General features: G+C 54.8%; 20 protein-coding genes. 1 reads left to right on the top strand and 19 read right to left on the bottom strand.

The genetic code is table 11. The annotated features are described in order from the left end of the window. Positions 1–280: 280 nt before the first annotated feature. Positions 281–874 carry an ATP-dependent Clp endopeptidase proteolytic subunit ClpP gene (gene clpP / locus BN1247_RS16100; RefSeq protein ID WP_054951278.1) on the top strand — a complete coding sequence of 198 codons (594 nt, stop codon included), beginning with the start codon at positions 281–283 and terminating at the stop codon, positions 872–874. An 85-nt stretch (positions 875–959) separates the two neighbouring features. Here the strand turns inward: clpP and BN1247_RS16095 are convergent, their stop codons facing one another. The 19 genes from BN1247_RS16095 to BN1247_RS16005 form a co-directional block, all read right to left on the bottom strand. Further along, a complete protein-coding gene (locus BN1247_RS16095; protein ID WP_054951277.1) occupies positions 960–1,226 on the bottom strand; it encodes an HPr family phosphocarrier protein in 267 nt (88 codons plus the stop codon). Positions 1,227–1,273: 47 nt separating this feature from the next. Continuing rightward, entirely contained in the window at positions 1,274–2,218 is a 945-nt protein-coding gene (whiA, locus tag BN1247_RS16090; RefSeq protein WP_054951276.1) for a DNA-binding protein WhiA, read from the bottom strand. A gap of 6 nt (positions 2,219–2,224) precedes the next feature. Then, positions 2,225–3,274: a gluconeogenesis factor YvcK family protein gene (locus tag BN1247_RS16085; RefSeq protein ID WP_074011206.1), complete on the bottom strand. Its 1,050-nt coding sequence runs from the start codon at positions 3,272–3,274 to the stop codon at positions 2,225–2,227. 16 nt (positions 3,275–3,290) lie between these two features. Beyond that, the gene (rapZ, locus tag BN1247_RS16080; protein ID WP_261796051.1) at positions 3,291–4,160 is read right to left on the bottom strand and encodes an RNase adapter RapZ; all 870 of its coding nucleotides are present in this window, start codon (positions 4,158–4,160) and stop codon (positions 3,291–3,293) included. 127 nt (positions 4,161–4,287) lie between these two features. Next, the gene (locus tag BN1247_RS16075; RefSeq protein ID WP_231633335.1) at positions 4,288–6,036 is read right to left on the bottom strand and encodes a HEAT repeat domain-containing protein; all 1,749 of its coding nucleotides are present in this window, start codon (positions 6,034–6,036) and stop codon (positions 4,288–4,290) included. A 295-nt stretch (positions 6,037–6,331) separates the two neighbouring features. Beyond that, positions 6,332–7,282, bottom strand: a complete 951-nt coding sequence (locus BN1247_RS16070; protein WP_054951275.1) for a ribose-phosphate diphosphokinase — start codon at positions 7,280–7,282, stop codon at positions 6,332–6,334. A 105-nt stretch (positions 7,283–7,387) separates the two neighbouring features. Beyond that, positions 7,388–8,092 (bottom strand): bifunctional phosphoribosyl-AMP cyclohydrolase/phosphoribosyl-ATP diphosphatase HisIE, encoded by a 705-nt coding sequence (hisIE, locus tag BN1247_RS16065; RefSeq protein WP_054951274.1) that lies wholly within the window; start codon positions 8,090–8,092, stop codon positions 7,388–7,390. Continuing rightward, positions 8,086–8,847, bottom strand: a complete 762-nt coding sequence (hisF, locus tag BN1247_RS16060) for an imidazole glycerol phosphate synthase subunit HisF (RefSeq protein WP_054951273.1) — start codon at positions 8,845–8,847, stop codon at positions 8,086–8,088. Before hisF ends, hisIE begins: the two co-directional genes overlap by 7 nt. A 27-nt stretch (positions 8,848–8,874) precedes the next feature. Beyond that, on the bottom strand, positions 8,875–9,606 hold the full coding sequence (gene hisA / locus BN1247_RS16055; protein WP_054951272.1) for a 1-(5-phosphoribosyl)-5-[(5-phosphoribosylamino)methylideneamino]imidazole-4-carboxamide isomerase: 732 nt from the start codon (positions 9,604–9,606) through the stop codon (positions 8,875–8,877). Then, on the bottom strand, positions 9,606–10,214 hold the full coding sequence (gene hisH, locus BN1247_RS16050) for an imidazole glycerol phosphate synthase subunit HisH (RefSeq protein WP_054951271.1): 609 nt from the start codon (positions 10,212–10,214) through the stop codon (positions 9,606–9,608). The genes hisA and hisH overlap by 1 nt, the downstream gene beginning before the upstream one ends. Then, a complete protein-coding gene (gene hisB, locus BN1247_RS16045) occupies positions 10,215–10,817 on the bottom strand; it encodes an imidazoleglycerol-phosphate dehydratase HisB (RefSeq protein ID WP_054951708.1) in 603 nt (200 codons plus the stop codon). Between the two features lie 115 nt (positions 10,818–10,932). Then, on the bottom strand, positions 10,933–12,291 hold the full coding sequence (gene hisD / locus BN1247_RS16040) for a histidinol dehydrogenase (protein ID WP_074011204.1): 1,359 nt from the start codon (positions 12,289–12,291) through the stop codon (positions 10,933–10,935). Beyond that, the gene (hisG, locus tag BN1247_RS16035; RefSeq protein WP_054951270.1) at positions 12,288–13,028 is read right to left on the bottom strand and encodes an ATP phosphoribosyltransferase; all 741 of its coding nucleotides are present in this window, start codon (positions 13,026–13,028) and stop codon (positions 12,288–12,290) included. Before hisG ends, hisD begins: the two co-directional genes overlap by 4 nt. After that, positions 13,021–14,199 carry an ATP phosphoribosyltransferase regulatory subunit gene (locus tag BN1247_RS16030; RefSeq protein WP_054951269.1) on the bottom strand — a complete coding sequence of 393 codons (1,179 nt, stop codon included), beginning with the start codon at positions 14,197–14,199 and terminating at the stop codon, positions 13,021–13,023. Before BN1247_RS16030 ends, hisG begins: the two co-directional genes overlap by 8 nt. 185 nt (positions 14,200–14,384) lie before the next feature. Next, positions 14,385–14,885, bottom strand: a complete 501-nt coding sequence (locus tag BN1247_RS16025; protein ID WP_054951268.1) for an acyltransferase — start codon at positions 14,883–14,885, stop codon at positions 14,385–14,387. 91 nt (positions 14,886–14,976) lie between these two features. Continuing rightward, positions 14,977–15,939 (bottom strand): nucleoside recognition domain-containing protein, encoded by a 963-nt coding sequence (locus BN1247_RS16020; RefSeq protein ID WP_054951707.1) that lies wholly within the window; start codon positions 15,937–15,939, stop codon positions 14,977–14,979. An 18-nt stretch (positions 15,940–15,957) separates the two neighbouring features. Next, positions 15,958–16,851, bottom strand: coding sequence for a prolipoprotein diacylglyceryl transferase (gene lgt, locus BN1247_RS16015; RefSeq protein ID WP_231633333.1), 894 nt, complete (start codon positions 16,849–16,851; stop codon positions 15,958–15,960). Between the two features lie 115 nt (positions 16,852–16,966). Continuing rightward, positions 16,967–17,902, bottom strand: a complete 936-nt coding sequence (gene hprK / locus BN1247_RS16010) for an HPr(Ser) kinase/phosphatase (protein ID WP_054951266.1) — start codon at positions 17,900–17,902, stop codon at positions 16,967–16,969. A 251-nt stretch (positions 17,903–18,153) separates the two neighbouring features. After that, a complete protein-coding gene (locus tag BN1247_RS16005) occupies positions 18,154–18,723 on the bottom strand; it encodes a class D sortase (RefSeq protein ID WP_315969670.1) in 570 nt (189 codons plus the stop codon). Between the last annotated feature and the right edge of the window lie 47 nt (positions 18,724–18,770).

Here is an 18,770-nt window from a genome sequence, read left to right as displayed (position 1 = left end):
GAAGCGCTTCGTACGCTGTCCCGTCATTGGCAGTCAGTCGCTTCGCGTATGTGACCGGTCGGCGGCTTCTAGGCCGCGCCCAGCCGCAAACGCGTTTATCGAAATCGACAATGTGGTATACAATAGAAAATAGCTCCACTTCGTTACATAAGACATCGTCTGAAGCGCGTCCATCGCAAATTTACAGCCTTAAGACGCGTTTGACCTTTCTTGACCAAAGGGTTACAAAAGGTTACAATAAGAACAGGAAAGATGACAAACTATTGAGGGGGTTCCACATATGACGTTAGTTCCAACAGTGATCGAGCAAACGAACCGCGGCGAACGCGCCTACGATATATATTCGCGTTTGCTCAAAGATCGCATCATTTTTCTCGGCAGTGCGATTGACGACAACGTCGCCAACACAGTCATCGCGCAGTTGCTCTTTTTAGACGCAGAAAACGCGGATAAAGACATTTCGCTGTACATTAACAGCCCTGGCGGGTCGATTACGGCAGGGATGGCTATTTACGACACGATGCAACTCATTAAAGCGGACGTCTCGACGATTTGCGTCGGATTGGCCGCTTCCATGGGCGCTTTCTTGCTCGCTGCGGGGGAGAAAGGGAAACGCTTCGTGCTCCCCAATAGCGAAGTGATGATCCACCAACCCCTCGGCGGTGCCGAAGGGCAGGCGTCTGACATCGAGATCCGCGCGAAACGCATTTTGCGCGCCCGCGAACGCCTCAATGCGATTCTGGCGGAGCGCACCGGCCAACCTCTGGAAAAAATTGAACGGGACACCGATCGCGATTACTTTATGAGCGCGGAAGAAACGAAAGCGTACGGTTTAGTCGACGACATTATTCGCCAAAAACCGGACAACAAATAAACAGACAACAAATAAACGACAAAAGGCAAAAGGCAAAGGCATCGATCCTATTGAGGGGCGATGCCTTTTTCCATGTGTTTCACGTTTATTCGTCTTTTTCAACCATTGCAGCTAACGTTTCGACTGCTTCCGCGGCGTCGGATCCGGTCGCGGAAACCTTAATTTCCGTATCCGTACTAATCGCCAGGCTCATAATGCCCATAATGCTTTTCGCGTTTACTTTTTTGTCACCTTTGTGAACAAAGATTTCAGCGGCAAATTTATTCGCTTCTTGCACGAAAAGCGCGGCAGGCCGAGCGTGTAATCCCGTCTTTAATTTAACGACAACGTTTTTTTCTGCAGTTTCTGCCATTGCGTTCATCCCCCTACAAATGTCACTTGTCCTATTATAACACGATTTTACCCCGGATTACTCTTTTTTCGCAAGTTGTCAGCAATCTGTTCCAACTTTCGTAATCGGTGGTTGACACCCGATTTACTCACTTTTTCGCCTGGTAGGCGCTCACCAAGTTCTTTCAGGCTCATATCCGGATGTCTTAAACGGACCTCTGCCACCTGCTTAAGGCGCGGTGGTAACTGGTCGAGACCGATCGACTCCTCTATGAGGCGAATATTTTCCACTTGACGCATCGCTGCGCTAATCGTTTTGTTTAAATTCGCCGTTTCACAATTGACAATGCGATTTACGGAATTGCGCATGTCTTTCACGATGCGCACGTCCTCAAACGTAAGTAAGGCGCGGTGCGCGCCGACAAGACTAAAAAACTCCGTTATTTTTTCGCCTTCTTTAATGTAGACGACGTGGCCGTTTTTGCGTTCGATCAACTTCGCGTTTAGTTGAAACGAATTACACAAGTTACAAAGCGCTTGACTGTGTTCTTCGTACAGTGACGCCAGTTCCAAATGGTAGGAAGCACTTTCCGGATTGTTTACCGAGCCGCCGGCCAAAAAGGCGCCTCTGAGATAAGCCCCTGCGCAGTGTGTCTCACCGACGAGCTCCTCGTCGATGCCGTGAATGTACTCGCCCTCGTCACCGACGATCAGCAAGCTTTTTAACAACTCCATCCCGCGCCCCGGGAGGCGTACGAGGTACACGTTATTTTTTTTCAGGCGCATTTTGCGTTGTACCAACAGTTCAGCTTGGACGCTAAACAAGTTTTTTAACAGTGTATAAATGCGTCGCGCAATCGCAGCGTTCTCCGTGCGCACTTCTAACGTTATCCGCCCGCCGTGCAGTTGTAACGTGCCATTCATACGCACGATCGCCGACAACTCGGCACGCTGGCAACACGGAGACGCATCGATTTGCGTCAGCTCTTTTTTCGTATCCGAGGCAAAAGACATGCTCGTTCACCCCTCTACTGTACACCCTCTAGCATCCCCCGGGCGTTCGGTACACGTTTGATTCATCTTTCCTTCGACTGCGTGGGAAGGCGACGATGCGCGAATGAGATCGACAATGCGCGCACTTAAACGACCCGTATGGTGACGCAAATACGTTTCATACTGCCAAAAGTGATCGACGATGACCCCGTACCCCATCTGTTTGACCTCGTCTTCGTCTAAATGGACGACGGTCGCGCCCTTTTCCCGGTATCGAGCGACGACATCGGGCGGCGGTTCGTTGTCGTTGGCGAGGACGTAGTCGAACAAACTAGCACCGACGTGCTCCTGAAGGGCGCGCACGTGATCACTCACCTGAAAGTCGTCGGTTTCTCCCGGTTGCGTCATAATGTTGCACACGTACAGTTTTAGCGCATCCGCCGCGCGAATCGCTGTAGCCATATCGTTCACCAATAAGTTAGGAAGAATGCTCGTGTATAAACTTCCCGGTCCGATGACGATCGCGTCTGCCTCACCAATCGCTGTAATCGCCGCCTGCAGTGGTTTTGGCTCAGGCGGTTCCAAAAACACGCGTTTAATGCGCCCGCCGTAGCGCGGGATATTCGATTCGCCACTCACGACGGTGCCGTCCGCCATCTCAGCCTTGAGCACAACGTCTTCTTCCGACGCCGGCAGCACTTGCCCGCGCACGGCGAGCACGCGGCTCATTTCTTGAATGGCCGTCACGAAATCGCCCGTAATGTCTTTCATCGCCGCCAGGATAAGGTTGCCTAAACTGTGCCCCGCAAGTCCATTCCCGTTTTTAAAACGGTACTGCAACAACTGCTGTAGAAGGGGTTCTGCGCCGCCTAGAGCGGTAAGCACATTGCGAATGTCGCCAGGTGGCGGCATCTTCAGTTCTGAGCGCAGGCGACCGGAACTGCCGCCGTCGTCAGCGACAGTCACGATGGCGGTTAGGTCGAGATCGTACTGCTTCAGACCGCGCAGCATAACCGACAGCCCCGTTCCCCCGCCAATCGCGACTACTTTCGGCGATGTATTAAAGGTGTTTGGCATCGTGCCACCTCTTTTACTAGTGATCTTTCTTCCAATCGCGGTGATGGACCGACGCGTGCAACTGTTCCTCGTACTGACTGTGTAAATATTCAGCGAGTGCTACCGAACGGTGTTTGCCGCCTGTACAACCGATCGCCACGACGAGCTGCGTCTTTCCTTCCCGTTGGTAGTGCGGAAACAGGAAGGTGAGTAAGTCGGTCAACCGCTGCAAAAACTGCTTCGTTTCTGCCCACTTTAATACATATTCATACACATCGCGTTCTTTACCGGTAAGCGGCCTAAGCGAATCGACATAATGCGGGTTTGGCAAAAAGCGCACGTCGAACACGAGGTCCGCGTCGATCGGCACACCGTATTTAAACCCGAAAGACATAAAGGTGATCGAGAGTCGGTTTTGTTCTTCGCCGGTAAAGAACGCCGTAATTTTTTCTTTTAGTTGCGCCGGGCGCAAGTGCGATGTATCGATAATTTGGTGGGCCCGTCCTTTAATTTCCTCTAACATCGTTCGTTCTTCTTGGATCCCGTCTAAGAGAGAGCTCTGCTGCGACAGCGGATGGCGCCGGCGCGTCTCTTTATAGCGGCGCACGAGCGCGCCGTCGTCCGCGTCTAAAAACAAGATTTGATAGTGAATGTGTGGGTGCGCCGCGAGCGAGTCAATCGACGCGATGAGCGAGTGAAAAAACTCGCGGCTGCGCAAGTCGATGACGAGCGCCACCCTGCCGATTCTGCCGTCCGACTGCTCGATCAGTTCTGCAAACTTCGGTATTAACTGGGACGGCAAGTTATCGACACAAAAGAAACCTAAGTCTTCTAAGCTTTGCACGGCAACTGTTTTACCTGCGCCAGACATGCCTGTAATAATAAGTAGGTTAACTTCTCTCTCCACTTTGTCGTTACCACCCAACGATTTAGTTTCCCGTGGTTCAATCTTATCGCAAAAAAGGAAAAAAGCACAGGGGACACCTATGCTTAACATCCAATATTTACATGAAAAGGTGGCGTTTGCTTACGTTTTACTTCCCGTTGTCGTGAAACGGAAAGGCGACTCGGTACGCCATGCGGTGAAAAACGCCGCAGACGGCTTCGATGTCCCGGGCGTGGCGTCCGACTGTCGCCGGGGAAACGGCGTACTTCGCGGCAATTTCTCCTTGTGTAATCGCGTGCCCGTACATGCGGGCGACCAAATATTCGAGCGCTGCCGCCCAACCTTCCGCTTTGCGGATCGTCGGAACGTCCGGGTAAACTTTGTGCAAGTACTCGAGCCACAACGCCTCCACATCGTGTTGCTGGATGACATCGTAATCGAGTTCCATCCCGCGCAGCGCGCTGTCGATGACCGCTTGCCAAGAACGGCGCCACACCGGTAACTGTGCGTACACCTCGCTCGGGTTCACAGTGAGCTGTTTGCCGTTAAGCCAGACGGCGACGTCGCCTTCCGCATGCATTTGCCGCAAGACGAAGAGGGCAATCCGCTTCAACGTGTCGTCTTCTTTTTTGTCGAGCAAAAACTCGCGCAGCACGTTTTCGACGTCTTCGTCGCCGATCCACCCGAGCGCCTGAATGACTTTCAGTTTCGTACTGTAATCACCGTGGCGCAAGGCCCAAAAAAACGACGCGCGAATGAGCGGATCGCGACAAAATTGCTCCGGTTCGAGGGACGTGTCGTTCTCGAGCGCGCGAAACTGTTCCTCAAAGGGCAAATAGTAGTGATAACTAATGCGCGGGCGCTGCGCACTGTCCAACGCGCGCCAATGCGGTAGTTGGCTTAAATAGAAGGCAGCGATCCCTGCCGTGCTGTCGACCCGTTCGACTTGTTTCCAATAGCGTTCGGCGATGTGAAACCGTCCGGTGTTGAACGCTGCCGCAGCCGCATTGTGCAACAAGGCTGGCTCTGCCTCCCAATCGTACTTCAGCAAGCGGTGAAACATGTCGTAAGCCGCTTCGTGTTCGTGCACGATTCCCATCGTCGTCGCTTGCTTGATCAGCGCCTCCCGCTCGAGAGGAATACACTTTTTCAGCCCGTTCACGATTGGCGTCAGCCGCTCGGTAGCGCCCGCATCATAGTAAAACACGGCCAAATTGCACAGCGCGTGTAAATTGCCGGGAGCGTCGGACAGCAGCTCTTCGGCCTCTTGGATCGCCCGTTTACAATCGCCGCTGTAATAATAGGCCAATGCTAAATTGTTCCGCCCCGGCACACAGTCGGGATAATCTGCCACGAGCTTTTGCAACTGCTCACGCGCTTTCGTAAACTGACCGTTTTCTAGCAATGTACGAGCCCGTTCGTGCGCTTCCATCCATTCGACGTACGGGACGTCTTCGGGCGAAAGCGGGGTTCGTCCCATTTCCAATGCGATCATATCTAACATCTCGCTCGATTCCTGGGCGAATTCCCCGTCCGGGTCAGCTTGCAGGTAACGCAAAATATACTTCTCCGCTTCCTCGAAACTTTCCATGTTAGCGGCATTGTTCGCCATGTAAAAATAACATTCGACTAGATCCGGATCGACGTGTTGCGTCACGTGCCGCAACACCTCATTCGATTCTTCAAAACGCCCCATTTCCGATAAAACACCGGCTAAGTTGCAATAATTGACTGGGTTTGCAGGCTCTTTTTCCACTGCTAAACGGAAATATTTTAACGCTTTATCGTAATGGTGCCGCTCTAAGGAATGAACCGCCCGTTCAAAAAAGAAGTTTGCATCCATCGGCAGGCGAATGACATTTTTAAAGTGATGGGAGACACCTGTTCTTTTATTCAACGAAAGGTTCCCTCCAGTCAGGCGGACGTCGGAGCGTTAACGCCACTTAGCTGCAACGTCTGTCCACTCTTCAACCGCCAAAAATAGTATGGCCAAAGTATATCATATTTGCCGTCGGCTAACTACAAGAACTGGAACAGAATGCTAACGGTCTCTCCTTAAGCGGCACCACCCACGGTCTGAGCAGAATCGCCCGTAATCCGTTCACTGCCTCAACTTAACGAGATTGCTCGCGATCCGTTAACTGAGCGAAACGTAGACAAAACGACGCGTAGACGGAACGGCAAGAAGCCTATTAACTACCTGAGCCGGAGCGAAATAACGTGCTAATCGAACCGCCGTGCTGAATGATCTCTACACCTTGCGCGATGAGCGGCGCTACTGTGAGGACTTCATAGCGGTCTGGCAGTAATTCCGGTAGCGGAAGGGTATCCGTCACAATCAGTTTGCGAATGTACGGATGATCGAGCCGCGCAATCGCTCCGTCGGAAAAGACGGGGTGCGTCGCACAGACGATGGCGTCTAACGCCCCTTTTTCGCGTAATCCTTCGACGACGTTGACGATCGTGCCGCCCGTATCGATCATATCTTCGATAATGACCGGCGTCCGTCCGGCGACCTCTCCGACAATGTGCGTCACCTTCGCTTCGTTGTGTGCCGGACGCCTCTTGATCATGATCGCAAACGGCGCATCGAGGTACGTCGCGAGCTTTTCCGCCGTTTTTGCCCGCCCGGCGTCGGGCGAGACGATCACCGGCTTTTCGATGTGCATCTCCTGTAGCCGCTTCGTAATAATGTCAAGCGCTGTCAAATGGTCGACCGCAATGTTAAAAAAGCCTTGAATTGCTGGCGCGTGTAAGTCGAGCGTCACGACGCGCTCAATGCCTGCAGTCGCCAACACGTCTGCGACGAGTTTTGCCGAAATCGGCTCGCGCGGAGCATCTTTTTTTTCTTGGCGCGCGTAGCCGTAGTACGGAATGATCGCGTTTACAGAGCGTGCCGAAGCGCGCTTTGCCGCGTCGGCCATAATCATTAATTCGACGAAGTGTTCGTTGATCGGCGGCGAAAACGACTGCAACAAATAAACGTCTTTGTTGCGTATGCTCTCTTCGTAGTGCACGTAAATTTCCCCGCTTTTAAAACGGCTCAGTTGTACTTTTCCTAAATCGACCTGCAGTCGCTCGGCGACGGCGCGCGCGAGCGGAGCATTTGACGAGCCAGCAAACAACTTAGTATCCTTCACCATTCGTCCCCTTTTTCTGCGCTGTTTTTTTAATGGAAAGAGCGGATGGGTTTAGCAACCGATCCGCTTTTCTCATCTCGTTATATTATAGCACGGACGACGCTACTTTTACTCGCTCTGTAGCTGCCGGCTTTGTAATTCTTCAAGCACACTCGCTAGCGGGAGTCGCTGTTCGCGTAGCAAAACGAGTAAGTGGTAGAGAAGGTCCGCCGCTTCAGCGCGCAATTCGCTCGCCGAGCGGTTTTTGGCCGCGATAATGACTTCACTCGCCTCTTCCCCGACCTTCTTCAATATTTTGTCCAGTCCTTCAGTGAATAAATACGTCGTGTACGCCCCTTGTGGCCGTTCCTTCTCCCGCGCCGCGACAACTACCTCTAATTCGCGCAGAACGCGGAGTAAGTCGTCACTCGCTGCCTTTGTCGATATCGGTTGCTCCTCGTTAGTCGCTCCAGTAGGTGCATCTGTTCGTTCCTCGCTGTCCCTATACGCCGCTTCGCGGAAACAAGAAACCGTCCCCGTATGACACGCAGGCCCCCGCGGGACAACTTGCACGAGCAATGCGTCGTCGTCGCAGTCAAAGCTGATCGCTACGACGCGCTGGGTGTTTCCCGACGTCTCCCCTTTGTGCCACAGTTGCTGTCGCGAGCGGCTCCACAACCATACCTCGCCCGTTTCTACCGTGTGGGTAAGCGCCGTTTCATTCATATATGCGAGAGTCAGCACTTCTTTCGTCGCGGCGTCCTGGATAATCGCCGGAACTAAACCGTTGCTGTCAAAGCGTAGGCGTGCCGGTAGTCGTGCCGCAGTTAGCATCGTACGGCCACCCCTTTCTCCTTAAGTCGTGCCTTCACTTCGGAGATCGTCACTTCGCGGAAGTGGAAAATGGATGCGGCGAGTGCAGCCGCTGCTTTACCGTCGGTTAAGACGTCGACGAAGTGAGCAGCACTGCCTGCACCGCCGGAAGCGATCACCGGCACCGCGACGTGAGTCGCAACTTCTCTCGTCAGCGGCACGTCGTACCCGTTTTTATGTCCGTCGCGGTTCATACTCGTGAGAAGCAGCTCGCCAGCGCCTAGCTCGGCCGCTCGTTCGGCCCATGCACGCGCCGGCAGCGCCGTTCGCTGCTGGCCGCCCCTCGTATACACGAACCAATCTTTTTTTTGCCGATCGTATCGGGCGTCGATGGCGACGACGATGCGCTGACCGCCAAACTTGCGTGCGCCCTCAGCGATTAACTGTGGCTGTTCCACTGCTGCCGTGCTGAGCGATACTTTGTCGGCGCCGGCGCGAAGCAATTGCTCCATCTGGGCGACGGAGCGAATGCCCCCGCCGACCGTAAACGGGATGCTGATATTGGCCGCGATGTCGCGGACAACTTCAACAGTCGTCTCGCGTTCTTCATTCGTCGCTGAAATGTCTAAAAAAACGAGTTCGTCAGCCCCTTCCCTGTCGTACGCGCGCGCCAGTTCGACGGGGTCGCCCGCGTCGCGGAGCCGAGTGAACGACACCCCTTTAACGACTCTGCCGCCTTTCACATCCAAACATGCGATAATGCGCTTCGCAACCATCGTCAACCGTCCTTTCTATCGCCGTCTCTATTCCTTAGCTAACATCTCCTGTGCCTCTGACAACACGACATCCCCAGTGTAAAGCGCGCGACCGACGATGGCACCAACAACTCCTTTCTCCGCCAGCTCCTTTAGTTCCGCCAAGTGGGCGGGGGTCGCTACACCGCCGGAAGCAATCACTTCGCCGCCAGACGCGGCAGCAAACTGGCGAATGGCAGTGATATTCGGCCCGCTGAGCATCCCGTCGCGGGCGATGTCGGTAAAAATAAACGTCCTAGCACCACGTTGCCGCAACTGCTGTGCTAACTTTTCCGCATGAACGTCACTCGTCTGTAACCAGCCGTGCGTCGCCACGTAACCTTCTTTCGCATCGATGCCGATCGCAATGCGCGAGCCGTAAGCTTCCAGTGCCCAGCTAACGAGATCGACGTCGTCAATGGCAGCCGACCCGACGATGAGCCGCTGCACCCCGAGCGCGAACAACTGCTCGATGCGCGCGCGGTCGCGAATGCCGCCACCGACTTGTACCGGAATGTCGACGGCGTCGACAATCGCCGCTATTTGCGGCAAGTTGACGGCTTTTCCCGTACGCGCTGCATCTAAATCGACAAGGTGTAACCACTGTGCCCCTTCGCGTGCCCATCGCTTAGCAACTGCGACGGGATCGCGCCCGTACACTGTCTCCTGGTCGTAATCGCCCTGCACGAGCCGCACGCACTGACCGCCGCGCAAATCGATCGCCGGATAAATCGTAAACATCATTTCCGCTCCTTTCGGCACATTGAGACGAAGTTTTCTAATAGCCTTTTTCCAGCGGCACCGCTTTTTTCCGGATGAAACTGCACGCCGTAAACGGGATGTCTACCAACCGCTGCGACTATACCCCCGCCGTCGTCCGCGATTGCTAGCGTTTCATCGTAATTGGCAACAGTCGCGCCGTAGGTGTGGGAAAAGTACACAATTTGTCCTGCCAGTCCGGCGAGCAGCGGGTGCGCTTGAGCGATGGCTAGAGCGTTCCAACCGACGTGGGGAACGGGTAATTTCTCCACACAACCGGGAAGTAAATTGAGACCGCGGTGCAGCCCGTGTTCCTCACTTTCGGAAAACAATACGTGCATGCCGAGTCCGATGCCGAGCAGCGGCACTCCGCGAAGTGACGTTTGCCACAATACGTCGCGTAGCCCGTTGCGTTGAATACCGCGCATCGCCACAGCGCAAACGCCCCCGCCCGGTACGATGACGCCGTCACTCTGCAAGATGACTTCCGGGTCGGTGCTCACTGTTACTGTTTCATCGCTAGTCAACCGCTTGAGTGCTTGCGCCACCGCTTGTGCATGGTAAGCCCCGTAATCGACGACCGTAATCACTTACAGTACCCCTTTCGAAGACGGCACCCCTTGCACGCGAGGATCGATTTGTACCGCTTGGTCCAAGGCGCGGCCAAGTGCCTTGAACAGCGACTCGATCATATGGTGTGTATTGGAACCGTAATGCGCGATGACGTGTAAATTACAGCGTGCCTCTAACGCTAATTTCCAAAAAAATTCGTGTACCAGTTCTGTATCAAACGTACCGACACGCTGACTCGGTAAGGAAGCGCGGAACTCGAGGTGTGGGCGGTTGCTTAAATCGACGACAACTTGTCCGAGCGCCTCGTCCATCGGTACAAAAACGTGCCCGTAGCGACAAATGCCGCGCTTGTCCCCTAAAGCGCGCCGAATCGCCTGCCCGAGACAGAGCGCAATATCTTCCGTCGTATGGTGATCGTCAACTTCCGTATCTCCTTTAGCCGTAACGCTGAGGTCAAATTGGCCGTGTTTAGCAAATAGATCGAGCATGTGTGATAAAAATGGCACTCCCGTATTTAACTGCGTCTCGCCGCTGCCGTCTAAACAGAGCGCAAGCGCGATATCCGTCTCTTTCGTCGTCCGCTTAACTTCCGCTGTTCGCGGCGTTGGCGGTTGCTGCACTGGCGCTGGCGGCTGCTTCTTCGTTTTCACTATTCCTTCGCTCCTCACGGCAATCCCCCCTCTTTATTCGCGTGTACATCTTCCGTACGGTTCACATGCATCTCTTCCGTACGGTTCACGTGTACATCTTCCTTACGGTTCCATGCATTTCTTCCGTACGGTTCACATGCATTCCAGCCGCGCGGTCCTTGTGTGCCCCCGCCTCGCAGCCTTTGACGCGCACCCGCACGGCTGCAGCGTGCGCCCCGAGCCCTTCGCTTTCGGCCAATGTGACGATTTGTGCCGCGTCGCGGGCAAGTGCCGTCGCGCTGTAGGCGATGACGCTCGAATGCTTCAAGAAGTCGTCCACGCCGAGTGGAGAAGAAAAGCGGGCCGTACCGTTCGTCGGCAAAATGTGGTTCGGTCCGGCCCAATAATCGCCCACTGGCTCCGGACTATTGTGTCCGAGAAAAATGGCGCCAGCGTGGTGTACGCGCCCGAGCACTGCCCACGGGTCGCGCACGAGCAGTTCCAAATGTTCCGGTGCCAGCCTGTTCACGACCGCAATTGCTTCTGCCTCGTTCGCCGCGACACAAATCGCCCCGTAATCGCGCAGAGCCGCAGCAGCGATGTCGGCCCGTGCGAGCTCTCGGCACTGCCGCGAAAGCTCCGCCTCTACCGCATCCGCGAGCGCGGCTGACGTCGTCACCAACACGGCGGAGGCGAGCGGGTCGTGTTCCGCTTGAGATAGCATGTCGGCAGCGGCCGCAACCGGATCCGCCGTTTCATCGGCAAACACGACAATCTCGCTCGGACCGGCGATCATGTCGATGGCGACTGTACCGAACACGGCGCGCTTGGCCAGTGTGACGTATATGTTACCCGGCCCGACTATTTTGTCGACGCGCGGAATCGTCGCCGTACCGAAGGCGAGCGCCGCCACCGCCTGCGCCCCCCCGACCTTATATATTTCACTGACACCTGCCACGTGTGCCGCCGCAAGAATCGCTGCGTGGACACTCCCGTCTTTGTGCGGTGGCGTCACCATGACGATGCGCTGAACACCTGCAACTCGCGCCGGGATGACACTCATTAACACCGAAGAAGGATAAGCGGCACGTCCGCCCGGTACGTACACACCGACTGTTTCCAACGGACGTACAAGCTGCCCGAGCACCGTCCCGTCCGCTTCCGGCTCGATCCACGACGTGCGCCGTTGCCGCTCGTGAAACCGCCTAATCCGCTCCGCGGCCTTCTGTAACGCTCGCAGCAACGCCGCGTCTGTCGCCTGTAGGGCACGAGCTATTTCCTCCTCTGCGACGCGGTATTCGGCCAACTCCACGCCGTCGAGCGCAGCAGTCCACTGCCGCACCGCGTCGTCCCCGCACTCGCGCACGGCTTGCACGATGTCGTCTACCGTTTGTCGCTGTGCGGCAGTCCCTATTTCTACTTGCCGTTCAATCGATAAAGCCGCTGGCGCTACTCGTCTAATCATCGCACATTCCCCTCCCGAACATCTCCTAACACGCTACCTTCTCCTAACACGCTATCTTCGGCCAACTGTACAACACGGCTCAATTGCCGACAGAGCGCATCGATCACCTCATACTTCATGCCGTAGCTGACGCGGTTGGCAATGAGCCTAGACGTCACGGTGCATACGGTCTCCGTTTCGACTAACCCGTTCTCGCGCAGCGTACGCCCTGTCGACACGATGTCGACGATGCGCTCCGCCAATCCGATCATCGGTGCGAGTTCGACCGACCCGTTCAGCTTGACGACCTCGACTTGCTGTCCCTTAGCGCGAAAGTAACGCGTCGCGGTCAGCGGGTATTTCGTCGCTACGCGCGCGAATGGGCGCGACTCTTGCTGTGGCAAGGTGGCGACGGCGAGGTGGCAGCGGCCGATGCCTAAGTCCAACAGTTCATACACGTCCCGCGCTTCTTCTAATAACACGTCTTTGCCGACGATACCGATGTCGGCCGCCCCGTATTCGACATACGTCGGAATGTCCGTAGGTTTAGCCAATATTAGCGAAACGTTAGCTGTGGGAACGGGTACGATCAGTTTACGTGAATCGTCACTCAAATCCGCTGGCAGCGGCATACCCGCCCGCCGTAACAACGCCGTGGCTTCGGAAAAAATACGCCCTTTCGGCATCGCCACAGTGAGCAATTGTTCTGCCTCCGCAGCCTGCCTCAACTGGCCTGCCCGTGCATCCAGCTCATTCATCGGCCTCCCCCTTTACGACGACGACTTCGTCATACCGCGACCGCAGCTGCTTAAGGGCGGTAGGCGATAACGCCGTCGACACTTGTACGGTGACCTGCCACTCTTTTTCACGCCGTGCAGCCGCCGCCGCTAAGGCGGTCATACGCGCCTCGGGTGCGTATACGATTAAGCAGCGACGCGGCATTGAAGTCAGCACGGGACTCAACTCGGCCAAACGATCCAGCTTGAGCGAAAAACCGACCGCCGCCGCAGGCCGCCCGAACTTTTGCAGTAACGCGTCGTAGCGCCCACCGCTAAGGAGCGGAAAACCGTGCTGTTCGGCGTACCCTTCAAAACAAATACCGGTATAATAATTCATTTTCCCTAATAGTCCGAGATCGAAAGTGATAAACGACGTCACCCCGTATGCCTCTAGCGCCTGCGCTAACGCGAGCAAATGGTTCAAGGCACTCGTTTCCTCGCGCGAACGACAATGCGGTAACTGCGCACGGAGCACATCTTCGCCGCCGCGCTGTAAAAGGAGCGCGTTTAATTCACGTTTTGTTTCTTCCTCAACAGGTAAAGTGGCGACGCGCTGTCGATAGCCGACGTAGTCGCGGTCGTGCAGCTCGCGCTTTAACGCATCCCGCACGCGCGACTCAGCAATTCGCTCCCGTAAAAAAGCAGTCAAGAACGCTTCGTGACCGACTGTTATTTTAAAAGAGCTGACCCGACTCACTTGCAAACTGGCGACAGCTAGCGCCAACATTTCCGCATCCCCGTCCACTGAAGCGTCACCGATCAGCTCCACGCCCTTCTCAAAAAATTCAGCGCTGCGCCCCGCCTCGTTTTCTTGCGCGCGAAAAATATTTGCGTGGTATGACAAGCGAAGCGGCAACACCTCGCGCTGCATAACCGAAGCGACGACACGCGCAATCGGTGTCGTCATATCCGGTCTGAGGACTAACGTCCGACCGTGTGTATCGAGCAGTTTAAACAACCGGTGGTCAGCGATCGCGCTGGCGACTCCTACTGTGTCGTAATATTCTAATGTCGGCGTCATCGTTTCCTCATAACCCCAGCTGTTGAATAAGGAGCTCAGCCGTTGCTCGATCACGCGCAGTTTGTACACTGATTCCGGCAAATAATCGCGAACGCCCACCGGCTTTTCAAATCCGAGTGGCTTAGTCATCGCGCTCTCTCCCTCATCGCTTTAGTATGGTAGCAAACTAAAGGATTTTGTTTATTGCCGGAAATTATACCATGCCGTCAACGTAGCGTCAACACACCTTTTGCTATAGTTTTGCAAGGGATAGCTATACGGACCCGATGATGGCGTTTCCAAAAGCAAGAAATGACACACATGGTACCCTGACGTTAGCTTCCTCTGTCCTTGTCGAGGCCTTTGACGAATTGCGCCGGATTACCAGCGACAAACGTATGCGGCGGCACGTCTTTCGTCACTACTGAGCCGGCACCGACAATCGCCCCTTCGCCAATCCTTACGCCGGGCAAAATCGTGCAGTTCGCGCCGATCATCGCGTTTGAGCCAATCGTTACTTCCCCGAGTCGGTACTCTTCCAACAAATACTCATGGGTCAAAATGGTCGTGTTGTAGCCGATAATCACATTGTTGCCGATACTAATTTTTTCTGGGAAAAACACGTCCATCATCACCATGAGCGCGACGGCCGTCTGCTCGCCGACGCGCATCCGTAACAAATGCCGGTACAGTGCGTTTTTTATGCGTAAACTCGGGCAGTACCGCGCCAGTTGGATGACGATGAAGTTTTTGACTACTTTCCAAAACGAGACCGTGCGGTACACTTGCCAAAGTGAGTTGCTTCCGTGGACGGGATACCGATCTGTGCGACGCATCTTATAGTAACCTCCCCGCCGTGACAGTCTTATATGTCATATGTGTAAGCCACCACGCCTAGATGAAGTTGCCGCTAATGTAGGTGACAACCTAGCTGCGTATGTCGCTCGGCACTGCTGCCCGCTGCATGCCCGGCCCCCGCCAAATGCGCGCTACCGCGATCGTCAAAACGACAGCGACGACGAGGCGCAGCAATAGCAGTGCCCACACGGGAACACCGAGGGGCACAAACAATAGCGTATCTTCGATAACTGCGTGACACCCGCTCAAAAATAGCAACATAATGTACAAGTCGCGTTTGGAGAACGCTTGCTCCCGCGCCTGTTCGATAATGACGCCGGCGCCGAAGGCGATGCCGAAGAGCAAGCCAGCCGCCATCGTCACCGCGCCGCGACCCGGGATGCCGAGAAAGCCCATCGTCGCCTCCATTTTTTGTGAGATGAAGGCGAGGACGCGCAAGTCTTTTAACAGTTGGATGCCGATCATAACGGCGAAGACGATGAGTGCAAACTGCAGCGTCCCGTACATAGCCGTTTGAAACGCATCGCCGACAACGGGAAAAAAGCCGTTAATCGCTTCCGTCTCGTTTCCGCTCCGGGCAAGCGTGAACGCCCGCTCAGCGCCCCCGTGCCACACGACGTTAATGAGCGCCGCCGTACTGAACGCCATCGTCAACCGCGCGGCTGTAATCGCGAACAGGCTGATGCCGACTTTGCGGCACACGACACCTTCGACGAGCAAATTGTGGGAAAAGCTGAGCATGACGGCGAGAATGAATACTTCCTTCACTGTAAAATCCATCGTTAACGCAGCGCCGATCGCCGCGTACAAATTGAGCAAATTGCCGAGCGCAAGCGGAATCGCCGCCTCGCCAGGCAACCCGATCCACTGCATAAACGGCGTAAAAGCGGCGACTACCCATTCGATCACTTTCGTATGTTGCAACAGCGCGACGGCGAACGTGACCGGAAACAGTACTTTGCCGAGCGACCACGCCGTCCTTAAACCGGAACGCACGCCGTCCCGCCAACTAATTCGCTTAATCACCTTCATCGCCAACCCCGCTTCACCTCAGTCCGTATACCTTTGTTTCTCTTTTCCTGTTACTTGCCAGAAAACGATGACCGCCGCCGCAGCAATAAACAGTAATAAGCTAAGCAATTGCGAGGTGCGAATATTGCCGTAAGCCATCGCACCCGGTTCGAAGAACAGACTCATCGGCGACCAGATGGCGTCGACGAACGCCTCTAACCAACCTGGTCCGTCAAAGGCTAAACTGTCCGTGCGCAACCCTTCGATAAAAAACCGCCCCAGCGCGTACCAAGCAATATAGCTGAAAAACATCCCCCCGCGGCGCAAGTTTAACCGCCGCAAGACGAGCAGCACCAAAACGCCGGCAAAGTTCCACACCGATTCATACAGGAACGTCGGATGGTAATACGCCCCTTCGATGTACATTTGGCGAATGATCCAATCGGGCAAATGCAACCCTTCCAAAAAAGCGCGCGTCACTTCTCCGCCGTGCGCCTCTTGGTTAACGAAATTCCCCCAGCGACCGATCGCCTGCCCGAGCAAAATACTCGGAGCGACGATGTCCGCCAATTTCAAAAAGGGCATATCAATTTTGCGCGTGTAAAAATAACCGGCGATGACGGCACCGATCAGTGCCCCGTAAATCGCAATGCCACCGTTCCAGATGGCAATGATCTCACCCGGGTGCTGCGAGTAATACTCCCATTGAAAAGCGACAAAATAAAGCCTTGCGCCGACGATCGCCGCTGGCAATACCCACAGTAACATGTCGAGAAAAACGTCACTATGTACGCCGAGTCTGCGCCCTTCGCGAATGGCGACCCACAATCCGATTAAGGTCGCCGAACCGAGAATAATGCCGTACCAGTGCACGGACAAGGGCCCGAGCTTAAAAGCGACGGGGTTTAAGGTAGATGCTAAAAAAAGTGACACGTGTCGGTTCCCCTCCTTGTGCATTGACTTCGACGTTTATTGTATCTTATCTCACTAGTCATTCCAACACGCCTTTTTATTCAGCTTGTTTAGTCGACTTGTTCTGCCGACTTGTTCATTCCACTTCGTCATCGGCTTCGATGGCACTTTTGAGGCGCTGAGCAAAATCTACCGCCGCATTGTCGCCGAGCCTTTTTAAGCGGTAGTTCATTGCCGCCACTTCGATGATGACCGCCAAGTTTCTTCCGGGCCTGACTGGCACCGTGAGCAGAGGCAACTCGGTGTCGATAATTTTCATCCGCTCTTCGTCTAACCCGAGCCGTTCGTACATGCGGTTTTCTTGCCACACTTCTAGCCGCATAACGAGGGAAATCGCCTTATGGTTACGTACAGCGCCAGCCCCGAACAACGTCATCACATTAATGATGCCGAGGCCGCGTATTTCTAACAAGTGACGAATGAGCTCCGGGGCAGCGCCGACGAGGCGGTTTTCCGTCGCTTGGCGAATTTCGACGGCATCGTCGGCGACGAGGCGGTGGCCGCGCTTCACGAGCTCCAACGCCGTTTCACTCTTGCCGATCCCGCTCGATCCAACGAGTAAAATGCCGATGCCGTACACGTCGACGAGCACACCGTGCAACGTCTCCCGCGGTGCCAACACCACTTCCAAATAATTCGTCAACTTACTTGCGAACTTTGTCGTCGGCATATCCGTGCGCAGCACCGGCAAATCAATCGCCTCTGCTGCTTCAAGCAATTCGGGCGGTGCTTCGTAGTTGCGCGTAATACAGATGCACGGCGTTTCTGGACGACACAGTTTCTGCATGCGGTCTGTGCGCGTTTCCGCGCTCAAACTTTGAAAAAACGTCAATTCTGTACGCCCCAACAGTTGAATGCGCTCCGCGGGATAATATGTAAAATAACCCGCCATTTCCAAACCTGGCCGCGACAAATCGCTTATACACAACTTGTGATCTAAACCGACACTGCCGCACAACACTTGTAAGTCAAACCGTCTCACGAGATCTTCTACTGTTACGCAATCTACCATGATGTCCTCCTGCTGTGCAGTTTCTATTACCCCGATGTTAGCAAATCTATTCCGAAGATGAAAGTCGCGGTAGTAGCTTTACTCCTTTAATGGCGACTACCGATTGTCCGAGGCAACTGGCAGCTGCCAGTTGCTGCAGCAGTTGTCGATAATTGCGCTCACGCGAAAGGGCGGCTCGCGCTCCGCCGCCCGTACAATTTTTTCACGCGTTTTTGTAACCGTTGAAATAAATGTACTGCAATGTACCGCTGCTAATCCTGTTTCCGTTTGGCGTGAATGATATAGCGGTCAGGTGCATCGCCAATGTAACCGAACGGGTAACACGTCGTCACCGTCAACACTTCCTCAGGCGCTGTCGGACGAATGACGGTACGATCGTCTGCCGGAACAATTTCCGTCCGCTCGATGACGTACGTAAATGTCCCGTACGGCACTTCCACTTCCAATTCATCGTTAATTTTCAATTCGCCGAGGCGCGTAAATACTGTATCGCGGTGTCCGGATAGCACGATTTGATTCCCTTCAGTCGGAAACGCCGTCCCCGCATAATGGCCGACTCCCCGCGCCAACTGTTCGTCCGTGACGCCCTCGACAATCGGCAGCGATTCCTGCAAGCGGGGGAGGCGAAGAATACCGACTGCGTCACCTGTTTTCGGTGCAAAATATTCAGCAGAACCCTTTTTCTCGCCCTTTGTCGCAACTACCGTCTCCGCGTCTTGCAGCGCCTCTTCTTGCAGCGTATCCATTTTCCACAGTTGGTACACGCTGTAACCGATTAGCAGCACGCCAGCGGCCATCAGAACGATGGACAACTTCTTCACCACCACACCCCCTTTGTCCTCGCGATTGTTTTGCGCGTAAGCCAGCC

This window comes from Numidum massiliense, assembly GCF_001375555.1.
Classification (GTDB): domain Bacteria; phylum Bacillota; class Bacilli; order Thermoactinomycetales; family Novibacillaceae; genus Numidum; species Numidum massiliense.
The sequence above is the reverse complement of the archived record's forward strand: the minus strand, read 5'-3'. Positions and strand labels throughout refer to the sequence as shown.